Annotated in this window: 17 protein-coding genes and 1 pseudogene; 7 read left to right on the forward strand and 11 right to left on the reverse strand. The window is 34.7% G+C overall.

Going from position 1 to position 23,424, the window contains the following annotated elements; genetic code table 11:
• Positions 1 to 71 precede the first annotated feature (71 nt).
• The 5 genes from B6D18_RS09540 (at position 72) to B6D18_RS09560 (ending at position 4,899) form a co-directional block, all read left to right on the forward strand.
• Entirely contained in the window at positions 72 to 1,523 is a 1,452-nt protein-coding gene (locus B6D18_RS09540) for a PTS mannitol transporter subunit IICB (protein WP_086364240.1), read from the forward strand.
• A gap of 58 nt (positions 1,524 to 1,581) precedes the next feature.
• Positions 1,582 to 2,607, forward strand: a complete 1,026-nt coding sequence (locus B6D18_RS09545; RefSeq protein WP_086364241.1) for a zinc-binding dehydrogenase — start codon at positions 1,582 to 1,584, stop codon at positions 2,605 to 2,607.
• Between the two features lie 33 nt (positions 2,608 to 2,640).
• Positions 2,641 to 3,438 carry a transketolase gene (locus tag B6D18_RS09550; RefSeq protein WP_086364242.1) on the forward strand — a complete coding sequence of 266 codons (798 nt, stop codon included), beginning with the start codon at positions 2,641 to 2,643 and terminating at the stop codon, positions 3,436 to 3,438.
• 5 nt (positions 3,439 to 3,443) lie between these two features.
• Positions 3,444 to 4,367 (forward strand): transketolase family protein, encoded by a 924-nt coding sequence (locus B6D18_RS09555; RefSeq protein WP_086364255.1) that lies wholly within the window; start codon positions 3,444 to 3,446, stop codon positions 4,365 to 4,367.
• An 85-nt stretch (positions 4,368 to 4,452) separates the two neighbouring features.
• Positions 4,453 to 4,899, forward strand: a complete 447-nt coding sequence (locus tag B6D18_RS09560) for a PTS sugar transporter subunit IIA (protein WP_086358759.1) — start codon at positions 4,453 to 4,455, stop codon at positions 4,897 to 4,899.
• A gap of 14 nt (positions 4,900 to 4,913) precedes the next feature.
• On the opposite strand, the gene greB is transcribed toward B6D18_RS09560, so the two are convergent.
• Positions 4,914 to 5,396, reverse strand: coding sequence for a transcription elongation factor GreB (greB, locus tag B6D18_RS09565; protein ID WP_086364243.1), 483 nt, complete (start codon positions 5,394 to 5,396; stop codon positions 4,914 to 4,916).
• Between the two features lie 44 nt (positions 5,397 to 5,440).
• Here greB and B6D18_RS09570 point away from each other — a divergent pair.
• Positions 5,441 to 7,606, forward strand: a pseudogene (locus B6D18_RS09570) (Tex family protein); the annotation flags it as partial.
• Between the two features lie 641 nt (positions 7,607 to 8,247).
• Positions 8,248 to 9,735: a hypothetical protein gene (locus tag B6D18_RS09575; RefSeq protein WP_144063973.1), complete on the forward strand. Its 1,488-nt coding sequence runs from the start codon at positions 8,248 to 8,250 to the stop codon at positions 9,733 to 9,735.
• A gap of 209 nt (positions 9,736 to 9,944) precedes the next feature.
• Here the strand turns inward: B6D18_RS09575 and B6D18_RS09580 are convergent, their stop codons facing one another.
• The 10 genes from B6D18_RS09580 to B6D18_RS09625 form a co-directional block, all read right to left on the reverse strand.
• Positions 9,945 to 10,811 (reverse strand): YjjW family glycine radical enzyme activase, encoded by an 867-nt coding sequence (locus B6D18_RS09580; protein WP_086364246.1) that lies wholly within the window; start codon positions 10,809 to 10,811, stop codon positions 9,945 to 9,947.
• Positions 10,786 to 12,333: a YjjI family glycine radical enzyme gene (locus B6D18_RS09585; protein WP_371328894.1), complete on the reverse strand. Its 1,548-nt coding sequence runs from the start codon at positions 12,331 to 12,333 to the stop codon at positions 10,786 to 10,788. The genes B6D18_RS09580 and B6D18_RS09585 overlap by 26 nt, the downstream gene beginning before the upstream one ends.
• 130 nt (positions 12,334 to 12,463) lie before the next feature.
• The gene (gene ushA, locus B6D18_RS09590) at positions 12,464 to 14,149 is read right to left on the reverse strand and encodes a bifunctional UDP-sugar hydrolase/5'-nucleotidase UshA (RefSeq protein WP_086364248.1); all 1,686 of its coding nucleotides are present in this window, start codon (positions 14,147 to 14,149) and stop codon (positions 12,464 to 12,466) included.
• Positions 14,150 to 14,178: 29 nt separating this feature from the next.
• Positions 14,179 to 15,480, reverse strand: coding sequence for a pyrimidine-nucleoside phosphorylase (locus B6D18_RS09595; protein ID WP_086364249.1), 1,302 nt, complete (start codon positions 15,478 to 15,480; stop codon positions 14,179 to 14,181).
• A gap of 151 nt (positions 15,481 to 15,631) precedes the next feature.
• A complete protein-coding gene (locus B6D18_RS09600) occupies positions 15,632 to 16,027 on the reverse strand; it encodes a cytidine deaminase (RefSeq protein ID WP_254048634.1) in 396 nt (131 codons plus the stop codon).
• 28 nt (positions 16,028 to 16,055) lie between these two features.
• On the reverse strand, positions 16,056 to 18,032 hold the full coding sequence (locus B6D18_RS09605; RefSeq protein ID WP_086364250.1) for a bifunctional 2',3'-cyclic-nucleotide 2'-phosphodiesterase/3'-nucleotidase: 1,977 nt from the start codon (positions 18,030 to 18,032) through the stop codon (positions 16,056 to 16,058).
• Positions 18,033 to 18,058: 26 nt separating this feature from the next.
• Positions 18,059 to 19,225 (reverse strand): adenosine deaminase, encoded by a 1,167-nt coding sequence (gene add, locus B6D18_RS09610; protein WP_086364251.1) that lies wholly within the window; start codon positions 19,223 to 19,225, stop codon positions 18,059 to 18,061.
• A gap of 296 nt (positions 19,226 to 19,521) precedes the next feature.
• Positions 19,522 to 20,775, reverse strand: a complete 1,254-nt coding sequence (locus B6D18_RS09615) for a nucleoside permease (protein WP_086364252.1) — start codon at positions 20,773 to 20,775, stop codon at positions 19,522 to 19,524.
• Positions 20,776 to 20,978: 203 nt separating this feature from the next.
• Positions 20,979 to 21,692, reverse strand: a complete 714-nt coding sequence (gene deoD / locus B6D18_RS09620) for a purine-nucleoside phosphorylase (protein WP_086364253.1) — start codon at positions 21,690 to 21,692, stop codon at positions 20,979 to 20,981.
• A gap of 57 nt (positions 21,693 to 21,749) precedes the next feature.
• Positions 21,750 to 22,979, reverse strand: coding sequence for a phosphopentomutase (locus tag B6D18_RS09625; protein ID WP_086364254.1), 1,230 nt, complete (start codon positions 22,977 to 22,979; stop codon positions 21,750 to 21,752).
• Positions 22,980 to 23,424 lie beyond the last annotated feature (445 nt).

Here is a 23,424-nt window from a genome sequence, read left to right on the forward strand (position 1 = left end):
ATTTAATCGTTATTTATATGAGTAGTCATATTAAATATGCATATATATTTTAAATTGTAAGGAATTTTACTATGGATAAGAAAATATCATTAAGAGCTAAAATTCAAAGTTTTGGTGGATTTCTCACAGCTATGGTTATACCCAATATCGGGGCTTTCATGGCTTGGGGATTTATTACCGCTCTTTTTATTCCAGCAGGTTGGTTGCCTAACGAACAATTAGGTAGTTTAGTTAGCCCTATGATTACTTACATGTTACCGATGCTTGTAGGTTATACAGGTGGTGATATGGTTGGCGGTAAACGTGGTGCAATAATTGGTACTGTCGGTACTATGGGGATTGTAGTCGGTTCAGACATACCTATGTTATTAGGGGCGATGGCTATGGGACCTTTGGGCGGTTATTGCAGCAAACGGCTTGATAAATTATTAGAAAACCGTTTACCTAATGGCTTTGAAAACATTATTCAAAATTTTGCATTAGGTTTCTTAGGAATGGGCTTAGCTATTTTAGGTTATTATTTTATTGGCCCATTTATGCTATCTATTACTAATATTATCGCCGCAGCAATAGATGGATTATTGCAAACTGGCTATTTAGCTTCTCTCGCCTTACTAATTGAACCTACTAGAGTTCTTTTTCTTAATAATGCTATCGATCAGGCAATATTCTATCAATTAGGAATGAAGGACGCTTTAATTAACGGGTCATCAGTTTATTTTATGGTATTTGCCAGCCCTGGTCCAGGATTAGGTTTACTATTAGCATTCAGTTTCTTCGGTAAAGGTATGAGTAAAAAATCTGCACCAGCAGCAACTATTATTCATTTCTTTGGCGGCATTCATGAAATGTATTTCCCATATGTTTATATGCGACCACTAATGATTTTCCCACTAATGCTAGGTTCAGCGGCTGGGATTATTGTTTTTTCACTTATGAATGCTGGGTTAGTTGCAGGTGCAACACCAGGATCAATTTTTGCCTTCTTAGCACTTACCCCTCCAGGTAAACATCTAGCAACAATATGTGGTATAGGTGCAGCAGCGATAGTTTCATTTATTGGTTGTAGTTTGTTACTTAAGATTAGTCCAATCACTGAAAAAGACGAAGATTTTTCTAATTCAAAACAAGAAGTAATTGATACTAAATTAGAAGGAAGCAACCAAGCTTATTTAAAAGCTAAAGCTGATATTCAATTAGCAAATCAATCAAATGAACAACAGGTTGATCTAAAAAACATTCAATTCATTGCTTTTGCTTGTGATGCAGGAGCAGGTTCTAGTGCTCTAGGTGCATCAAGATTTAAAAAACTACTAAAAGAAAGCGGTGTAGATAAAGACATTATTGTGAAGCATTTTTCTATCGAAAATGTACCAAAAGAAGCAGATCTTGTTGTTATTCAAGAACGTTTAGTTGAAAGAGCGAATCAGAAAGTAACGCAACCAATAATAAGCATTAAAAATTATATTGGTGATCCTAAATTGGACGAATTGATTAATAAGATAAAAGAAGCTTTATCTTAATACCTTACGGTTTAATTGTAATAAGAATTTTATAACTTTCTTAACGAAGAGACAAAACATGAAAGCAGTAAAAATAGCTGATATAAAAAAAACAGAAATCATTGAACTTCCTGAACCTTCACTCAATGATGGAAATGCAGTCGTTAAAATTGAATATGGTGGTATTTGCGGTTCAGATACCCACTTCTATCTGGGAATGCATCCCTCATTGAAGCCGCCAACAAACTTTATTCAAGGCCATGAGGCGGTTGGGGTAATTACCAAAGTAGGACCTAATAATAAAGGCATTTCAATTGGTGATCATGTTGCGATAAATCCACTTGTAGGGTGTGGGGAATGTGTTAACTGTATTGGTGGCCATCCTAATATTTGCCGTGTAAATCGTCGAGTAATGGGGTTCAGATTAGATGGAACTTTAGCTCAATACATCACATTAGATCTTGATCATTTAGTTAAATTAGACAAAAACATTGATCTTAAAATAGCTGCAACATTTGAACCTTTAGCTGTTGGTTATCATGCAGTTAAGCTTCTAGAAAATATAAATTTAAATAATTATCCGATCATTATTACTGGTGGTGGTACTATTGGGGTTGTGACAGGCTTGGTTTTAAAACATGTTCATAATTTAAAACCAATTATTATTGAAACCAATCAGACTCGAGTTAAATTACTTAATGAACTTGGTTTCACGGTAAAAAATAGTATTTCTGAAATAGATATTTTAAATTCAAAAATTAGACCAATCATTTTTGAATGTTCAGGTGTTCGAAATGTTCTTGATGAAATTATTGATTCACAAAGAAAGCCAGAGTATTTAGTACTTATTGCTCAATATGCTAAAGGAAATAGTGTAAATCTTCATGAATTACAATCTTCAGAAATAACCGTTATCTCCAGTCATATGTACACACCAAAAGACCTTATTAATACGGCAAAATTATTAAGTCGAAAGGATGTTCAAACCGACTTATCCAAAATTATTTATGAAAAAGTATTTTCATTAGATGATGCCGATAAAGCCTTTCAACAAGCTATATCAGGAAATCTTGATGGCAAGCTTAAAGTACTTATTAAATGTTGAGCATAATTATAGAACATAAAAAGAGAGGAAATAATGAATATTGAACAGTTAAAAATATCAGCTAAACAAGCAAGGCGTGATATTGTCTCTATGATATATCGTTCTGGAGCAGGTCATCCTGGTGGAGCATTATCAATAACTGATATCATGACTTACCTTTATCAAAATGAAATTAATTTCAACCAAAGTCCTAGAGCTCGTCTTGTTATGAGTAAAGGACATGCGGTTGCAATTCAATACGCATTACTTAATCAATTAGGTTTTATTAAAGATGAAGAAATGTGTACTTTTCGTAATTTAAATTCTCGTCTGCAAGGGCATCCTAATATAAAAACGGTTCCACAACTTGACGCAAATACAGGTTTATTAGGCCAAGGTTTGTCAATTGCATTGGGAATGGCTGCCGCCAAAAAACTCAATAATGATCCTAATAAAGTTTATGCCATCATTGGTGATGGTGAAATGCATGAAGGGCAAATTTGGGAAGCGCTACAACAAGCGGCTCACATGCAAATGGATAATTTAGTTGCGGTTATTGATTACAACAAATTATCGTCTCATGACGAAGTAAATTCAGTATGTAGATTAGAGCCATTGGCTGACAAATTACGAGTTTTTGGTTGGCACGTAATAGAATTAACCGACGGTAATGATATGCAACAAGTTGTCGATGGATTTGCTTTGGCGCGTCATTATAAAGGAAAACCGATAGCTATTTTAGCTCACACCATTAAAGGGAAAGGGGTTAGTTTTATGGAAAATAATGGTGATTGGCACTCTAAAACACCAACTGATGTCGAATATAAACAAGCTATGGAGGATTTACAATGACAGAAATGAAAGCACCTCGAGATGCAATTGGTAAAGCGTTAATTCAATTAGCAGAAAACAATTTCCCGATTACTGTTATTGATTGTGATTTAGCTAGTTCAACTCGTGCAGATCAGTTTGCAAAAAATTACCCAGAACGTTTTTTTGAAATGGGTATTGCTGAGGCTTCGTCATTAAGTTTTGCCGCGGGGCAATCATTCGAAGGATTAATTCCGTTTTTTATCGATTTTGCTATTTTTGCAACCGGAACTGTATGGACTCAGCTCAGACAATCTTGTTACGCAAATGCGAACATTAAAATAGTTGGAACTCACCCAGGTGTTGATGGCGGATTTGATGGTGCATCTCATCATGCCCTAGAAGATATTGCGTTAACAAGAGTGTTACCTAATCTAACCGTTTTATCACCTGCTGATGCTGATGAAGTTTATGAAGCTTTTGAACAAGCGGCCAAAATTAAAGGCCCTGTTTACATTAGAGTAGCACGTGAGCCAATGCCTATTCGTGATAAAACAAAAGTGCCTAGAGTCAATGACATTGATGCTGTTATTGATGAAGGAAATGACTTTGCAATTATTTTCGAAGGGGCAAGTTATGAGCAAGCTAATGATGGTTATCAAAAATTAACCTCACTTGGTTATAAAGGTAAACTTATACATTTAGCTTGTATTAAACCATTTAATCAAGAAAAATTTAAATCCTTATGCCAACATGCTAATGTTCTCATAACGGTTGAAAATCATAGCATTAATGGTGGTGTTGGTGGATTAATTGCCGAGCAAAGTATGCAAAATTGCATTTTAAAACCGCTGATAAGAATTGGCGTACCTGATACATTTACTGAATCAGGAAAGAGTGGTCAATTAAAAGATAAATATGGAATTAGTGGTCAAAATATATGCGACCACTTTTTGAAAGTTTTATCTTAAAATAAATAATGGTTACAAGTGATAGCTTGTAACCATGTTAAAGTTAAAAATTAATAATAAGTAATACAAGAGTAAAGGTTAAAATATGTCTAAACAGTTACATCCTATTTTTGAGCAGCATTGGCAATTTAGTAAAGAAAATTTGGATTGGAAAAGTGCGATTCAAATAGTTGGAAATTCATTAATCGAAAATAATCACATCGAACAAAGATATATCACCTCTATTATTGATAATGTTAATGAAATTGGTGCTTACTTTATTATTGCAGATGGCTTTGCCTTACCTCATGCTCGTTCTGAAAATGGTGTAATTTGTGAAGATACAAAATTTTCTTTATTAAAATGCACTCATCCGGTTATTTTCCCTGACGGTGAAAAAATATCTTTGCTTATTATGTTAGCGGCATCAGACAATAATAAGCATATCGATGCGATGTCTGATCTAATCGAATGGTTGGATGAAGACGATCGACTTGATAATTTAATCAATGTTGATAACGTAGATGATTTTGAATGTTTATTATTTCAATAATCATAAAAAAACATCTAAACAAGTTCTTGGTAACTAATATCAATAATATAATAAAACGTTTTACCGTTTGGTGTGATGACTGAGATTTCATCATCAATCTTATGACCGATCAAAGCTCTGGCAACAGGGCTATTGATGGATATCCAATTTTTTTTCGGATCAAATTCATCAGCACCAACAATACGATAAATATGTAATTCTCCAGATTCATCTTCAAGTTTTACCCATGCGCCAAAAAAAACCTTACCTTCTTGACGTGGATCTGGATCAACGATGGTTAGTGTTTCTAAACGTTTAGTTAAAAAACGAACTCGTCTATCAATCTCGCGTAACCTTCTTTTTCCATAAATGTATTCGGCATTTTCACTACGATCACCGAGTGCTGCAGCATCAGATACTGCTTGAGTTACTCTAGGTCTTTCTTCTTTCCATAAATATTTCAACTCACGATCGAGTGCCAAGTAGCCTTCTCTTGTTATATAATTAGCTTTTTGCATGATGAATATAAATTCCGTTAATCGACAAGATATACAGAGATACCATGATAAATAATCAAATAAGCCATATTATAGCTGGTGAATTAACCGTAAAACCAGAACAAGTTTTAGCTGCCATTCAATTATTAGATGATGGCAGTACCGTGCCATTTATTGCTCGATATCGTAAAGAGGTAACAGGAGGACTGGATGATACTCAGTTACGTACTTTAGATAGCCGTTTAAGTTATTTGCGAGAACTTGAAGATCGTAAACAAACGATTTTAAAATCAATTGAGGAACAGGGTAAATTAACCCCAGAATTAAGTCAAAAAATTATCAATACCCTTAGTAAAACCGAATTAGAAGATCTCTATCTTCCTTACAAACCAAAACGTCGCACTCGTGGTCAAATAGCAATTGAAGCGGGTCTTGAGCCACTAGCTGAATCTTTATGGCAAAACTCAGCTCTTAAGCCAGAATTAGAGGCAGAAAAATATATTAATACTGATAAAGGTATTACTGATACTAAATCTGCATTGGATGGAGCTCGTTATATTTTAATGGAGCGTTTTGCTGAAGATGCGACCTTATTAGCTAAAGTTCGCCATTATCTTTGGAATAATGCGCATCTTGTCTCTCAAGTTATTACTGGTAAAGAAGAAGAGGGCGCTAAATTTAGAGATTATTTTGCGCAAAGTGAACTTATTTCAAAAGTGCCTTCACATCGGGCCTTAGCCATGTTTCGTGGTCGAAATGAAGGATTTTTACAACTTTCTCTAAATGCTGATCCTCAATATGAAGAAGCACCTAAAGAGAGCTATTGTGAGCAGATAATTACCGAACATTTAGGCATTAGATTTAATGATCAACCAGCCGACAAATGGCGAAAAGCAGTGATCAATTGGACATGGCGCATTAAAATCTTAATGCACATGGAAACTGAACTTATGACTACGCTACGAGAAAGAGCCGAAGAAGAAGCCATTAACGTTTTTGCGGCTAATCTCCATGATATGTTAATGGCCGCACCGGCTGGTATGAAAGTTACCATGGGTATGGATCCGGGTTTACGTACTGGTGTTAAAATTGCTGTTGTTGATGCAACAGGAAAATTAGTTGCTACCGAAACTATTTATCCACACACCGGTCAGGCGGATAAAGCGGCAATGGTTGTTGCGGCGTTATGTATAAAATATCAAGTTGAACTTGTCGCAATCGGTAATGGTACGGCTTCACGAGAGACTGAACGTTTTTATCTTGATGTACAAAAGAAATATCCAGAAGTAAAAGGTCAAAAAGTGATTGTAAGTGAAGCTGGTGCATCTGTTTATTCGGCTTCAGAGCTTGCTGCACAAGAGTTTCCAGATTTAGATGTATCAATTCGGGGAGCAGTTTCAATCGCTCGACGCTTACAAGATCCTTTAGCTGAATTAGTGAAAATTGATCCAAAATCGATAGGTGTTGGTCAATATCAACATGATGTAAGCCAAACTCAATTAGCTAAAAAACTTGATGCAGTAGTTGAAGATGGGGTAAATGCGGTAGGGGTTAACTTAAATACCGCCTCTATGATGTTACTTTCTCGTATTGCTGGCCTAAATAAAGTGATCGCCCAAAATATTGTCGATTGGCGTAACCAAAATGGTCAATTTACTGATAGAAAACAATTATTAAAAGTGTCACGATTAGGTCCCAAAGCTTTTGAACAATGCGCCGGCTTTTTAAGAATTATGGAAGGTGCAAATCCGCTTGATGCATCAGCCGTTCATCCAGAAGCCTATCCTGTTGTTGAAAGGATTTTAGAGAAAAATCATAAAGTCTTAAAAGAAATTTTAGGTGATTCCAATTATCTAAAATCCCTAAAAGCTATTGACTATGTTGATGACCATTTTGGTGTACCGACAGTAACTGATATTATTAAAGAATTAGATAAACCAGGACGAGATCCAAGGCCTGAATTTAAAACAGCGCAATTTGCCGATAACATTGAAACAATGGAAGACCTAAAAATCGGTATGGTTATGGAAGGGGCTGTAACTAATGTGACAAATTTTGGTGCTTTTGTTGATATCGGTGTGCATCAAGATGGTCTAGTTCATATTTCAGCATTATCAGATCGATTTGTTGATGATCCGCGAAGCATTGTAAAAGCAGGCGATATTGTTAAAGTGAAAGTAATAGAAGTTGATATTGCCCGAAAACGTATTGCTTTATCAATGCGTTTAGATGATACAGCTACGCCGAAACAAGATAGTAGCAGATCGGCTAACAATAAGGTATCTAATAAAAATCAATCTGCTGCAACACTGACTAACAGTGCTATGGGTAATGCATTTGCTGCCGCATTTAAAAAAGGCAAGTAATTATATATCAAATTAAAAAAAGGGGAAATTTCCCCCCTTTTTGATTATTGAGATATAACTTAATTAGTATTATTAATTTTAAATTCTTCGATGAATTAGTATTAATAAACGGAAAATAATTTTTTTTACTATTCCCTTATCAAAGTATTATCATATATAATGATGTTACTACTGAATTTGAATTAATTATTAACTGTTTGCAAATTCAGTTTCTTTATTGAGTCTTACCATTTTAGCTTTTCCAAATTTTGTCTGATGTTCTTATTTTACAAGTTTTAAAATTTAGGATGTTACGATTTAAGTCTAAAACAACAAACAAATCGTTGTAGTCAAATTATTTTGTTCGAGCCGTATATTAGATATGGATGAATTTCTGTTAGAAAAATAACGATTTTAATTGTCTTAGCTCTGATATTAACGGGTAACAATTTTTGAACAACTTATAAAAATTGTTAATTCACTAATGCTTCAAATCAATAATCTTATTCGAATAGGCGGAGAAGTTTATGAGTAGAGGAGTAGCGATGAATAATTGTACTGTTGTTTTAAAAAAAATTTCTTTGAGATTATTTTTCAAAAAGAGATTATTGCTATTAATGTTATTGATTTTTTCCAATAATATATTTGCAATTTTATCATTATCCGTGACTACGCAAATGTATATTCATGGTAATGCGCCGGAGATTTCAGAGTCAGGCGGCACAAAAGCGCTTAATGGTATTAAAGTAAAATTAAATGTACCAAACAGTGATCCTTTAGTTATAACCCCTGGTTCATCTAAGCAAATATCTGTTGCTTTTAATACTTCACCAAGTATGTATTCATTTGATGTTGATTTTTCGACTATGACTAATGATGATATTATTGATATTGATGGTGATTATTTGGGAAGTAGCAATAATTTTAAAGTGGAGAGTGTAACAGCTGAATGGCGTGATAGTAATAATAATATAATTCCTTCTGATTCAACCGCTGCATTAGGTAGTAATATTTGCAATTCATCTACTTATAAAGGTGATTCAACACTAAAGCTTACTTTTAGTATTTCTGCTAAAACTCAGTATGGTGTTCCAACTGAATCTCAGCCTAAAGAAGTTTCCAAAATATTTACCGTAAAAGCTAACGATGGTATTTGTTTTATAAGACCTGGTGTTTTAGCAGTTAACACCCTTTATCCAACTGGCTGGCCGGAAGGCAATAATAATGCATGGTGGGGGAGTAACGTTGTTAATCGAGCCGATCCTTATGATCCAAATCAATTTGTTAAAGGTACTGGTTTTATAGCCTCGGCTGTTGATGCTTCCGGTAATCATTTCCCAAGCACTGCATTTCCATATGCTCGCTTCAGAATTGTGCCAGTTAATTCGATATCACAATATACATACAAAATACTTAAAAATCCAAATTCATCCCTAAAAAATGTACCACGCAGTTCGGTTGCAGACTCAAAAAGTGAATTTATCTTTACTAATAATGTTCCTAGTAAAGGAGATAAATTTGTAATTCAACTTACCAACACGCAAACAAACGCAACCTTCTTCTATCAATTCTCGATACAACATTGGTTTTATGTACATAAAGGCAATCTTGGTTTCATCTCTTTCTATAATGCGGAATCTTTATGCCGAAACAGTGGTGATCGCTTACCAACGCGAGCAGAACTGACTAATTCACCTCTTGCTTATGATAATAACACTAATACCGAATGGTATCTCCAAGGAAATGGATATAAACGTGCTATTGGCAATAGCTTAATGGGAGAGTGGGGTAAAATTTTCTATTATGCGCCAATAAATGGTGACTTGCGCGATATGATGGCTGGTATCAGTGATTCTGATTACGAAAAATTATTTAATTATGATTTTTATTTCACCAATGAATTGACTTCTGTGGTTGACTCCGATGGATTTATCCATCGCTATAGTGTAGGAAATTCTGAGGGTAATGTCATTGTCGAACCAGATAATGCCTATACAATGTGTACCAAATATTAATTAAAATTGATGATTTGCTAAAGTTGGTAAAAAATATTACCAACTTTCAGCAAGTTTATTTTGTCAGGAAGGATAATTATGCTTATCAGTCGTTTCGTATTGATTAAAGATAATTATTTTTGCATTTGCAATATGACTACCATCACAATTACCGGTTAGCAAGTACCTGTAAATAATCCGACCTTATAATTAATGTGACTATAAAGATATTATAAATAAACACTCGGCAAAGTAATATTCTGCAATCCATAATGTTTTAATTCAGCAGCAAAAGATTCGATTTGCTGTTGTGTTGCCAATGGCCATGTTTTGGCTACGCCATGTACGCCGTGATTGTGGAATGCATTTATTCTGACTTTAATTTCTGGATTGAGTGTTATTAGAAAATTAGCAAGTTGTTTAGCACTGTTTTGCAAATCAGTATGCTCGGGAATCACTAAAAATCTGACTTCATATAGTTTTTCTATTTTGGCTAGATATTCAATGGTCTGTTTGACGCGATCATTATCCCGACCTGTGAGTTTTTTATGAACTTGAGTATCCCAAGCTTTTAGATCGATCATCGCACCGTCCATAACCTTTTCAACTTTTTGCCAGCCAGTTTCAGCTAAGTAACCATTACTATCAATAAAACAAGTCAGGTGTTTTAAATCATCTGCTTGTTTAATTGCTCGAAATAATTTTTCAATAAAAGGTAATTGTAATGTCGCTTCACCACCGCTAATTGTAATGCCGTTGAGAAAGGGTAAGTATTTACGAATTTCGAGTAGAATATCTTCAACATTGTAATTGTAGGTCATTGGTGTGGATTGATAACTACAGGTATTAATACAGGTATCACATTGCTGGCAATTTGAAGATTGCCAAATCACTTTATTATTGATAAATGTTAACGCTTGATGTGGACAGGTAGTAACGCAATCACCACAATCCTTACACCGTGAAATGGTATAAGGATTATGGCAATTTAAACATTTAAAATTACAACCTTGTAAAAAAATGACTAACCGGTTTCCCGGTCCGTCAACACAAGAAAAGGGTAAAAGTTTATTAACGATTGCCCATGACTTGTTCATGACTAATTACTCGAGGTGTTCGGCATAAGTAGCTATTGTTATCGGTATCTTCGGCTGCTTCACTACCTAAAAATGTGGTATTAATTCGTGAACCTTCTTGTTTATATTTTTTGATATCTGACAATCTCACCATATAGCCAGTTACACGGACCAGATCATTGCCACTGATATTAGCGGTAAATTCACGAAAACCAAATTTAAATGCCGCCTTACAAATCTGTACTAAGGCTAATGGGTTATTTTTAATCGTTTCATCAATGGTTAAAATATCACTAATGCCAGAGGCATAATATTTATGGTGTTTGAATAATGCCATAATATGGGTTACTGGATCTGGTTCATGACCATAAGGAATACGTAAACCTGGCGTAGCGCCTCTATCTGAACTGATGCCAGATTGAGCATGTAACATTGCTTTACCTTTCCAAGCATGCTTAATTGTATGGCTGTCAATAAAGTCAGCTAGCTGTTTAGAAATGGTTGTTGCCAATTCATTCGCATCTTCGTCAACACCATAACGGCCGGTTAAGTTAGATTTTTCTTGTAAAATATTGACTGCTTCAGCCATGGCATAAATACCGAACATTGGTGCAAATCGGGTAGCGTCAATTAATCCTTCCTTCACTAAAAAACTATTTTGGAAGAAATTAGATTTTTCATAAAGAAATTCTGATCTTGCTTTGATCAAATTTAATTGCAATTGGCAATAATAAGGTAAAGTATTTTGTAAAAAGTCAGTGATGCTTTTACTTTTTAACGCAACCTCTTTTAAATTGATTCTTGATAAAGTGCTACCACCACCAGCCACAGGAAGAGAGTTATAACAACTCACAACACCATAACCTTTTTCATCAAAATCCTTTTTAATCATCATATTATTAGCAATATGTGGTTTTGCTGTTTCACAAATGTTTCCAATTGCGGTATTTAGTAAAGATTCTGGTGTGATATTTTCATCATAAATAAAAGTTAAATTAGGGGCAACTTGTTTAAGTTCGCGATCAACACGTAAAATAACCCGACAGATCAAATTATCGGTTGGCCCAATATTGGCATGCATAAATGCATCTGGAAGATTGCGATCCAGCATAATCCAAAAACGCTTTAATCGTGGGTAAAGTTCTTCTTCTGTCAAATTACCGATATAAGGAAGCAACACTTGATCTAAACAGCCTAAATAAACCGGCATACCAGTGACCGATGGTACGTGATGATAAGCAATGGTGAGCATATTTAGCGCATCATCAAAGTTTTTTGCTGGTTCAAGTTCTAAGTATTCAGATCCCTGCTTAAGAAATTTTGCATAATCAGGTAATACATAACGAGGTTTATACGGCGCATGTCCTTCGTACATATCACAAATTACCCTTTCATTGAGCGCATTTTGCGTTTCATTATCTAAATCAACATAAGGTAAGTTATTTTCTGCGGCTAATGCGAGAAGGTTCGCTTTTTGTTTTGGTGACAAATTGGCATCGGTCACTATATCGTAACAATTTTTTTGAAATTCTGTCATGTTCATAAATACCTCTATATTACCTATATGCTGAAAGCAAAGGTTAAATCTTTATGACTAATTATTAAATTATTAGCACTGAGAATTATGATTATCAGTGCCATTAGTTTTTATATTTCTGTTTTAAACCATAGAATTATTTTTCTAAAATAAAGTTAGACGGTTGATAATCGGCTGCATTAATTGGTGAATGCGCTTCAAAATATTGTTTTACTGCGTCGGCATCTCGATAACCTGTATCCACATAAGTTGGCGAGTTATTGACGATAGGGTAACCATCTCCACCAGCGGCTAAAAAGTCTAATGTTGCAATTCGATATAATTTTTGCAAATCAATTGGTTCATTATTAATTTTAATGTCGCTGATAGTATCGCCAGTTTTAGTTAGGCTAATATTTTTTAAATGCGTATAACCACCCGAACCCTGTTTTTTACCTAATGCAACTTTAAGATAATCGATTAATTCATTTCCGGTTAATTCAAAGTAAACAACACTATTACCAAATGGTTCAACTTTCAAAATATCACGATAAGTAATATCGCCTTCGATAAGTGAATCACGAATCATACCTCCAGACATAATACCAATATCGGCATTTGTCTTTTCAATAAAGGCACTAAGTAATAATTGCCCCATATTACTTTGTTGATATCTAACTACGTTACGATCGCCTTCTAAACGACCGGTTAACTCACCACTTTTAATGAGTAATTGTTGTTTACCTTGTTCTTGATAAGGTTTTAGTGTTTCCAACAGTTTTTTATCCTGTTCGATTTCACTGGTGTAATATTCAAGACGTTTGGTATTGTTACCGTTATCAACTTCTTTTTTCAAATTAATTGGAATTAACTGATAATTTTTGAGGGTAATTTTACCGTTTAAGAATACGAAGTCAGCACGACCAACATATTTCCCCCATTCATGAGCTTGAACAATCCACGTACCATTTTGTTGATCTGGAGCACAAGGTGTTCCAGGGACATATTCGGTAATACGTTTGTTAGGGCTAGCCATACATACTGGGTTCTGTGAGTGGCCACCGACAATCATATCTAGTTCACCAGCTTTTAATCCTCGGGCTAGCTCAACATCACCTGGAGCCATTGAACCATGCTCACCATTTTCATAATGCCCCATATGAGTAACCGCAATAATCATATCTGGACGTTCATTGCTTTTAATTTGGCTAATGACTTTTTCCGCTTCTGGTAGCGTTTTACGAAATTCAACACCATCGGTATTTTTAGGCGAAGCAAGGAAAATAGTGTCATCAGTGGTTAAACCAAATACTGCAACTTTAATACCATTTAAATCAAATATTTTATAGGCATCAAAAACACGATTATCGGTATTTTTGAAGTAAGTATTTGCAGATAAAAATGGAAAATGAGCCCATTTTTGTTGTTCACGAATAATCGCTAACGGATGATCAAATTCGTGATTACCTACTGCCATTGCATCATAGCCAATCTCATTCATACCGACAAAATCGGGCTTTGCTTGTAACACATCGGATTCAGGAACACCAGTATTAATGTCACCGCCAGAAAGTAGCAGTAATTTTCCGCCTTTTTCTGCTACTTCTTTTCTTATTTGGTCAACAACAGTTTTTTGTGCTGCTAAACCATATTCACCAATATCATTTTGCCAAAAACGGCCATGATGATCATTAGTATGTAAAATAGTAAAAGAGTATGACTTGTCTTTTTCCCAAGCTGGTGCCGTAGATTGTTTGGTAGCAACAGCTGCGAATGAATTGACTGAAAACAAACTTAAAATAACCAGTAGTAACAGTTTTTTGTTTAATTTTAAACGATGCATGATGTCTCCTGAATCCGTATTTATTAAAGCTATTCCGTAATTACTTTAAAAATTAATTGTGGCTGTTCAGCGCTATCACTAATAGTAATATTGTCATATAGTTTTTGTTTTATTGTATCAATATGATCACTACTTGCGTGAATAGTTAACAGTGTTTCACCTACTTCAACTTTATCACCTACTTTTTTATGTAGTACGATACCAACCGCAGGATCGATAACATCTTCTTTAGTTGCTCGACCGGCACCCAGTTGCATCGCAGCAATACCAATTTGGTCAGCAATAATGCGTGATACATAACCTGCTTTTTGCGCTGGTAGATCAATTTGGTAAGGCGCATTAGCTAATTTCTCCGGATGATCAACAACTGAACTATCACCACCTTGAGCTTCAATTAATGTTTTGAATTTTTCAATGGCTTTACCATTTTTAATCACTTCTTGTAGTTTTTCTCTTGCTTCATCTAGCGTTTCAGCTTTATTCGCTAACACCACCATTTGACTGCCAAGTGTTAATACCAGTTCAGTTAAATCAGCAGGACCATGGCCGTTTAATGTATCTATGGCTTCTTTAATTTCTAACGCATTACCAATCGCATAACCTAAAGGTTGAGACATATCAGAGATAATCGCCATGGTTCTACGACCAATTTGATTACCAATATTAACCATTTCATGAGCTAATTTTTCTGAGTCTTCCATGGTCTTCATTAAAGCACCGTCACCTGTTTTAACGTCTAAAACAATAGCATCTGCACCAGCTGCGAGTTTTTTACTCATAATTGAGCTAGCAATAAGAGGAATAGAGTTAACCGTACCTGTTACGTCACGTAATGAATAAAGTTTTTTATCGGCAGGGGTTAGGTTGCCGGATTGACCAATAACAGCGACACCTTTTTGATTAACTTGATCAATAAATTCTTGTTTATCTAATTCAATTTTAAAACCCGGTATGGTTTCAAATTTATCCGTCGTTCCGCCAGTATGGCCTAATCCACGACCTGACATTTTAGCTACTGGAATATCTAATGCTGCAACTAATGGTGCTAATACCAACGTAGTTGTATCGCCCACACCGCCCGTTGAATGCTTATCGACTTTAATGCCTTTAATTGATGATAGGTCAACGGTATCACCAGAATACATCATCGCACTAGTTAAATCAGCACACTCTTTTGAAGTCATACCTTGATAATAAATAGCCATAAGTAAGGCACTGACTTGATAATCAGGAATAGAACCATTGGTATAGTTAGTTATGAAAAATTGAATCTCTTCAGTTGTTAAGGCATTGCCATCACGTTTTTTTTCGATAATATCTACAAATCTCATTACACTTCTCTCTTAATATTTATAAAGCAAATTAGGATTATATTCTTCCCATCCAAAATTTGGATTGATGATTGTGCTAATCTTGGTTAATTATCCTCAATCGCTTTTTTTATTTTTCAATATTGTTAAATTACATAGTTCAATAATAAAACTAATCTAAATCACTCGGTGAAAATGACCAAGGTAACAATTCTCCAACAGTGGTTTCTTGGATTTTACCGTGCATATTAGTTAAAATAACCGGCATATCTTTAGCACAAAACTCACTGATTACTTGACGACAAGCACCACAAGGTGAGATTGGCCCTTCAGTATCACCAATCACCACTAATTTTTTGAATTTTTTCTTTCCTTCTGATACAGCCTTAAAAATCGCTGTTCTTTCAGCACAGTTAGCAAGTCCATAGGAAGCATTTTCGATGTTACAACCTAAAATTGCTTCATCATCTTCGGTAATCAATACCGCACCTACTTGAAATTTAGAGTAGGGTACATAAGCTTTAGAGCGTGCTGTTTTAGCGAGTTCGATTAGTTTATCAATTTTCATAATTATAATCCTTGTAGTCTTCAATCTCTTACTGGTTTTTAGGTTGTGATTTGCTTGCTGTTTGTAAATCAAGTTGATAGACACCAAAACCTAACTTATCTTTCTCAACAAATTTAGTCGGATACAATGAATGGTTTTCAATATAAGCTTTGGCTTCCACCGTTGGTGAAGATTCAAAGCGGATATCCAAATTAGTCTGGCTATTAATCGATGCAATTCGCCAGTTATTGTCAACTGTTACATTCACTTCACCTTGTTTCTTAGTGCGATTAGTAATATAAGCTGAAAGAATGACTCTTAAGTCATCCGGCGAATTAAATTTAACATTTTTACCGCCGGTTCCCGGGAACGCTCCGGTGTAAGCACGGTAGTTATTGGTAGCAATTAAAAATGCTTGATTTGGAACAATTGGTTTTTGTTGATAGGTTAAGTTTACAATACGTTCTGATTCAGGGTTAATTAATTGACAACTACCATCGTAACGTGCTGGTTTAGTGATATCAATTTCATAACTTACACCATCAATAGTATCAAAGTTATAAGTTCTAAATTTGTCCCAATTAATCAAATATTGTGGTGTTGATGAATTAATGTCAATTTGATTATAAACACCAGCTGAACATTCCAACCACTCTTTAACCTCTTTTCCGGTAATCTTAACAGCTGATAAAATATTCGGATAAAGATAGATATCGGCGGCATTTCTAAAGGTTAAATCACCTTTTTTCACATCTACATAAGATGTGGGATCATTTTTTCGACCGCCAGCTTTAAATGGTGCAATGGCCGATAAAATTGGTAACCCATCTAGATCAGGATCACCTTGAACAAATTGTTTTACATAATCAATTTGGGCATCGCTAATAATCTGTAAAGCGGAGGTATCTTCGACTAAGGCTAAATAACTATTGATATCGGTTGATACCTTACCAATTGGCTTACCGACAAATTCACGGGTACCTTCATGATCATCTTTTAATACTTTGGTAATATTTTTATCGGCATCAACGAGTGCTTTTTTATTTTTACTATCGAAGATAGGGCGGGCTTCTGATTTACCAGAAACAACTTTCCAGTTAGATTTGTCTCCTTCAATCACTAAATCGACTACACCTAAATGACTTCCCCATTGTCCAGGCATCACTGCAGGAATATGGTTAATATTTCCGGTATTAATATCGGTATTAGGTAGAGATTTAAAATCCTCACTTGGGAATACGCCATGAGAATGGCCAAACATAATGGCATTAATACCTTCAACTTGACTTAAATAATAAACTGAGTTTTCTGCTAATGCCTTATAAGGTTCCGCAGAAACACCTGAATGAGGAATAGCAACAATGATATCCGCTCCTTGCTTTTTCATTTCTGGTACTAATTTTTTGGCGGTTTCAGTGATATCTTTAACTATTACTTTACCTTCCAAATTAAGTTTATCCCATTGCATAATTTGTGGCGGTACAAAGCCAATATAACCAATTTTTATAGAGTGTTGTTTACCGTCTCTATCAACCACTTTTTTATCTAAAATGATATATTGCTTAAAGAAAGGCTTATTGCTCTTAGCATCATAAACATTGGCATTAACATAAGGAAAATTTGCCCCTGCTAGACTTTTTTGTAAAAAATCCAAACCAAAATTAAATTCATGATTACCAATATTACCAACAACATAATCAAGGGTATTAAGGGCTTTGTAAACTGGATGAATATCACCTTTATTTAGTCCTTTATTAAGCGCATAGTCGGCCATTGGACTGCCTTGAATCAGATCACCATTATCAACTAATACGCTATTTTTTACCTCTTCCCTCGCTTGATGAATTAAATTGGCTGTTTTAGCCAAACCAAAGGTATCAATATACTGATCTTTAAAATAATCGTAATTCATCATATTGCCATGCAGATCAGTCGTTTCAATAATTCTTAAATCAACTGTTGCGGCTTGCAGTGATCCAGAAATTAATAGAGTCAGTAGGCTTAGGGTTAATTGAGTTTTATTCATATTTATTTCCAATTTTTCTGATACGGTTATCCATTAACATGTTGTAATAAATCATGGTATTTTTTCAATCTGGCAATAATAGCCGGATGATGCTGCTTAGCATTAATTGCTTGTTGTAAAGATTGCTTATCATTGTCGTTAAAACAAGATAGAACTTCGTTTAATAAACGTGATTTTTCGTTAGACTCAACAAATGCGGCATCAATTCCACAAAGAGTAATATCAAATAATTCCAAACGTGAAAAATGAAATGCTTGCTCGGCTAGCTGATACTCTTTTTCGATATCGGTACCAAAAATACCTGCATCATCGGTATTAAGGGTAATTCTTACCCCTTTATCATAAAGTTGTCTAATGGGATGATTATGAATATCACCATGTAATTTATTGACTAAAATACGATTACTGGTGAGAGCTATCTCTAAAGTGATTTCGTTATCAACTAATTGTTTAATCAAGCTATCATCTTCAATTGCCGCAATACCGTGGCCGATGCGATTTGCACCATGTTTTAAGGCTTGAATAATACTTTCTGCCGAATCAATTTCACCTGCATGGTAGGATTTTTTTAAATTTAATTTTTCAGCAAATTGATGAGCTTTTTCAAAATCATCAAAATGCCCAGCTTTTTCATTACCTGCAATATTAAATCCGGTAATAAATGGATGCGGATTATTTTCGATAAATTGCAATGTATCGTATACTAAATCGGCCCCAAGATGGCGTACGCCAATAACATGATATCGTACGGTTATATTATGTTCTTTTTGAACATCTATGATCGCTTTATCCATTTGATTTAGTGTTTGTTGAAATCTTGCTTGATCCCAAACAACTTTACCTAGATTTTCTGTTGCACAAATATGATAAGGCGACAGAAATAGTTCGCAATAAATTAACCCTTTTTTGGCATTTCTGCTTAAAAAATCATAGGTAATTAGGTAATAATCGTCAGGATTTCTAACAAAATTAGAAACAGTGTCATAAGTTTGAATAAATGAAACAAAGTCAGATTCATCGTAGTTATATCGACCATTTTTATACTCAATTTCATCATAATCGCCGAGTGGATAACACAATGTATCAGGGAAAGTTAAACGATTTTTATCGGCTAGTTTTTTAGCCATAAAGGGAGTAATACTGCCTTCTACATGTTCATGAAGTATAACTTTTGGAATTATTTGCTTATTCATCTAGTTTTAATCTGTTCAATTATGCTTATAGGGCACTTGTAGTAGTCATATTTCGTTAATTGATTTAAGTAATAAAAGCCGAATTGATGCTCTTTTTACAAGTATTTTATTCTACCTTGATAAGACACAAATTTTCCATACATTTTGTATGACTTACCAAATTTCTGTGAGGCTAGTAACATTTTAGCCTAGTTAAGAATTAGGCAACTATTTAACGGTTGCCTAATTGTTGATGTTTCTAAGTTACTAACTAATAATTTGATTCAACTATTTATATTAATTGAATTTTATTTTAGTTAGTTTCTAACGGTTGCGGTTTTTTGCTCAGTAGTGTCATTTTGGAAAATGAAAACAAAAATAATTGCGAGCACTAATGAATAACCAGCAAAGACAAGCCATACATTATGCCAATCGATGCCGGCTTCTGAAGTATAGTGATCAACAACAATACCACTAATCATTGAACCTAAATAAGCACCAATACCATTAGTCATTGTCATAAATAAACCTTGAGCACTATTACGAATGCTAGGTGATACTGTTTTTTCAACATACATTGATCCGGAAATATTATAGAAGTCAAACGCACAACCATAAACAATCATTGATAATAGTAACAGCACAAAACCGAATGGTGATGGATCGCCGTAAGCAAAAAGACCAAAGCGAGCAACCCATGCCAACATACTGATTAACATCACATATTTAATACCAAGTTTCTTCATAAAAAATGGTACAAATAAGATAAATACCACTTCTGAAATTTGCGAAATTGATAATAAAACTGATGGATATTTAACTACTAAGCTATCAGCATATTCTGGTATTTTATCAAAGTCATGTAAAAACGGATTACCAAAAGTATTAGTAATTTGTAAAATTCCACCTAATAATACAGCAAATAAAAAGAAGATAGCCATTCTAGGTTGTTTAAATAATACAAATGCATCTACACCTAATGCACTTATTGTTGATTTTTCACGGTTATCATTACTTGCAACTTTAATTAAAGGTAAGGTTAATGAATAGAGACTTAACAATAAAGAACTACCGGCGGCAATATAAAGTTGCACATTACTGAGTTCTAACTGCATAAAGCTAACCATCCACATTGCTACGATAAAACCGATAGTGCCGAAGATTCGAATAGCAGGGAACTGTTCGATAACATCAAGCCCTTGTGATTCTAAGCAAGAGTAAGAAATTGAATTAGAAATTGCAATAGTTGGCATAAATGCAAAACAATGAAGAAGCATCACTAAAAACATAAAAACTGGCGATGTGATGGACGCAGCGATAAATAAGGTTACTGCACCAATCAAATGGCATAGCACATATAAACGGTTAGCAGGTATCCATCTATCAGCTACGATACCAAGCAGACTAGGCATAAATACTGAAGCAATCCCCATGGTGCCATATACGGCGCCGACTTCAATACCAGTAAAGTTTAAGATTTTCATCATATAGGAGCCTAAGGTAATTAACCAACTCCCCCATATAAAAAATTGTAAGAATAATATAACTTTCAGTTGTAGCTTGGTATTCATTTCGATTCCTTATTAAATGAGATCTTTCTAACCTATTAGATAAAAATTAATGAATAAATAAAGATAAAATTTTGTTATTACTATTAATAACCTAGTTATAACACTCAACAACACTTACCGTTAATAATAACGTCAATGTTAAAATTCTTGGTTCCCCTTTTTTGAGTAACCAAAAAAAATGGCAGATATTCTGCCATTATTTATTATGAATTAACTAATACCGATTCTAAAGCGACTGTAATCATCTCTTTAAAACCCAGCTGGCGCTGTTCAGATGACATAGCTTCGCCTTTGCGAATATGATCTGAAACTGTACAGATCGCTAATGCTTTAGCTCCGTATTCTGCTGCTACACCATAAATACCAGCGGCTTCCATTTCGACACCTAGAATATTGTATTTTTCCATGATATCGAAAAGATCTGGTTCAACGCTGTAAAATAGATCAGCAGAAAAAAGATTACCCACTTTAACATTAACATCTAATTGTTTAGCAGCATTAACAGCATTACAAATTAAACCGAAATCAGCAATCGCAGCAAAATCATGATCTTTAAAACGTAACCGATTGACTTTTGAATCAGTGCAGGCACCCATGCCAATAACCACATCACCAAGATTGACATCCGGGCTGATGGCGCCACATGAACCGATACGAATGATGTTTTTAACACCATAAAATTTAATCAGTTCGGTTGTGTATATAGAACAAGATGGAATGCCCATACCATGCCCCATAACAGATATTTTCTTACCTTTATAGTCACCGGTAAAACCTAGCATTCCTCTAACATTGGTAACTTCTTTAGCATTATCTAAAAAAGTTTCGGCAATAAACTTAGCTCGTAATGGATCGCCTGGCATCAAAACCGTTTGAGCGAAAGCGTCATCGGCGGCGTTAATATGTGGGGTAGGCATTTAACTCTCCTGATTTATTTCTAAAATACGTTACTACACTAACAAAAAAACAGCTTACTATTTGCGAATAAATGATTCACCATAATCCATTGGTGATAAATCAAAATAATCCGCAACACTTTGTCCTATATCAGCAAATGTTTTACGATGACCTAATGACCCAGCAGGAACACAATCACCATAAACTAAAACAGGAATATGTTCACGAGTATGGTCTGTTCCCGGCCAAGTAGGATCACAACCATGATCGGCACTAATAATTAATAGATCACCGGGTTGAATCAGATCTAACATTTCAGGTAAACGGTGGTCAAAATATTCTAATGCTGCAGCATAACCAGCAACGTCACGTCTGTGGCCGTATGATGAGTCAAAATCAACAAAATTGGTAAATACAATGGTATTGTCTTTGGCTTGTTTAATTTCATCAAGCGAAGCATTAAATAGTGCTTCAATGCCAGTCGCTTTTACTTTCTTTGTGATACCTACCTCGGCATAAATATCAGCAATTTTACCGATTGACACAACGTTACCTTGTTTTTCATCAACTAATTTTTTAATCATCGTCGGTGCCGGTGGTTCAACCGCTAAATCATGACGATTACCTGTGCGCACGAATTCACCTGGTTTATTACCTAAAAATGGTCGGGCAATAACTCGGCCGATGTTATAATCGCCTTTATTAAGTTCATCACGGGCAATTTCACATACTTGATAGAGCTTATCTAAACCAAAAGTTTCTTCATGGCAGGCGATTTGAAACACAGAATCAGCGGAAGTATAAAAGATAGGTTTGCCAGTAGCCATATGTTCAAGGCCAAGTTCATCAAGAATCACTGTACCGGATGAATGACAATCACCAAGATAACCAGGTAACTTAGCGCGTTTAACGATCTTGTCCAATAATTCTTGTGGAAAGCTGTTAGTGGTATTAGTAAAATATCCCCAATCAAACAGCACTGGAACACCAGCAATTTCCCAGTGACCTGATGGCGTATCTTTACCTGATGAAATTTCACTGGCATAGCCATAAGCACCAATAACATTACCTTCAGTAGCCATTCCTTTTGGATATGAACCAGTCGATTCACAGGCAGCTTCAATTAAACCTAACTTTCCTAAGTTTGGTAAACATAATGGTCCTTGACGCCCTTTATCTGCTTTACCTAAAGCACAAGCTTCGGCAATATGACCTAATGTATTAGAACCTTCATCACCATATTTTTTTGCATCTTCTGCACCACCGATCCCGAAGGAATCGAGGATCATAATAAAAACTCTTTTCATATTTTCCTCTAAATCTTAACTACTTTTTAAATATAGCAACAATTCTAAATTATTAAGCCATCTAAAGCCATGATCTTTAGAAAATAGGATCAATGACTGATTTATCAACTTTTTAAAAACCTTTTAATAATAACGTTTACCATTAGCTTGAGTAAAATAGATTTTAACCCAATTTATAAAAATGATCGTTTGGCTGACTATAATACATGATAAAAAAAAACAAAAAAGAGATCGATCTACATTACTTGTTTATTTGTTTATTCTTTTGACACTTTTTTGCACAAGTAACTCATTAAGATCTGTAAAAAAAATTTAATAAATAAAAGATCGTTTTGCATTGTGCTAAACTAATAACTAAATGAACAGTAAATACAATTGCATAAAGAAGCTATATCATATATACAATTGATAAAGCCATTAATTTAATGTTTTTAAACGCTAAAAC

The sequence above is a fragment of the Gilliamella sp. A7 genome (assembly GCF_002142015.1).
GTDB classification, from domain to species: domain Bacteria; phylum Pseudomonadota; class Gammaproteobacteria; order Enterobacterales; family Orbaceae; genus Gilliamella; species Gilliamella apis_A.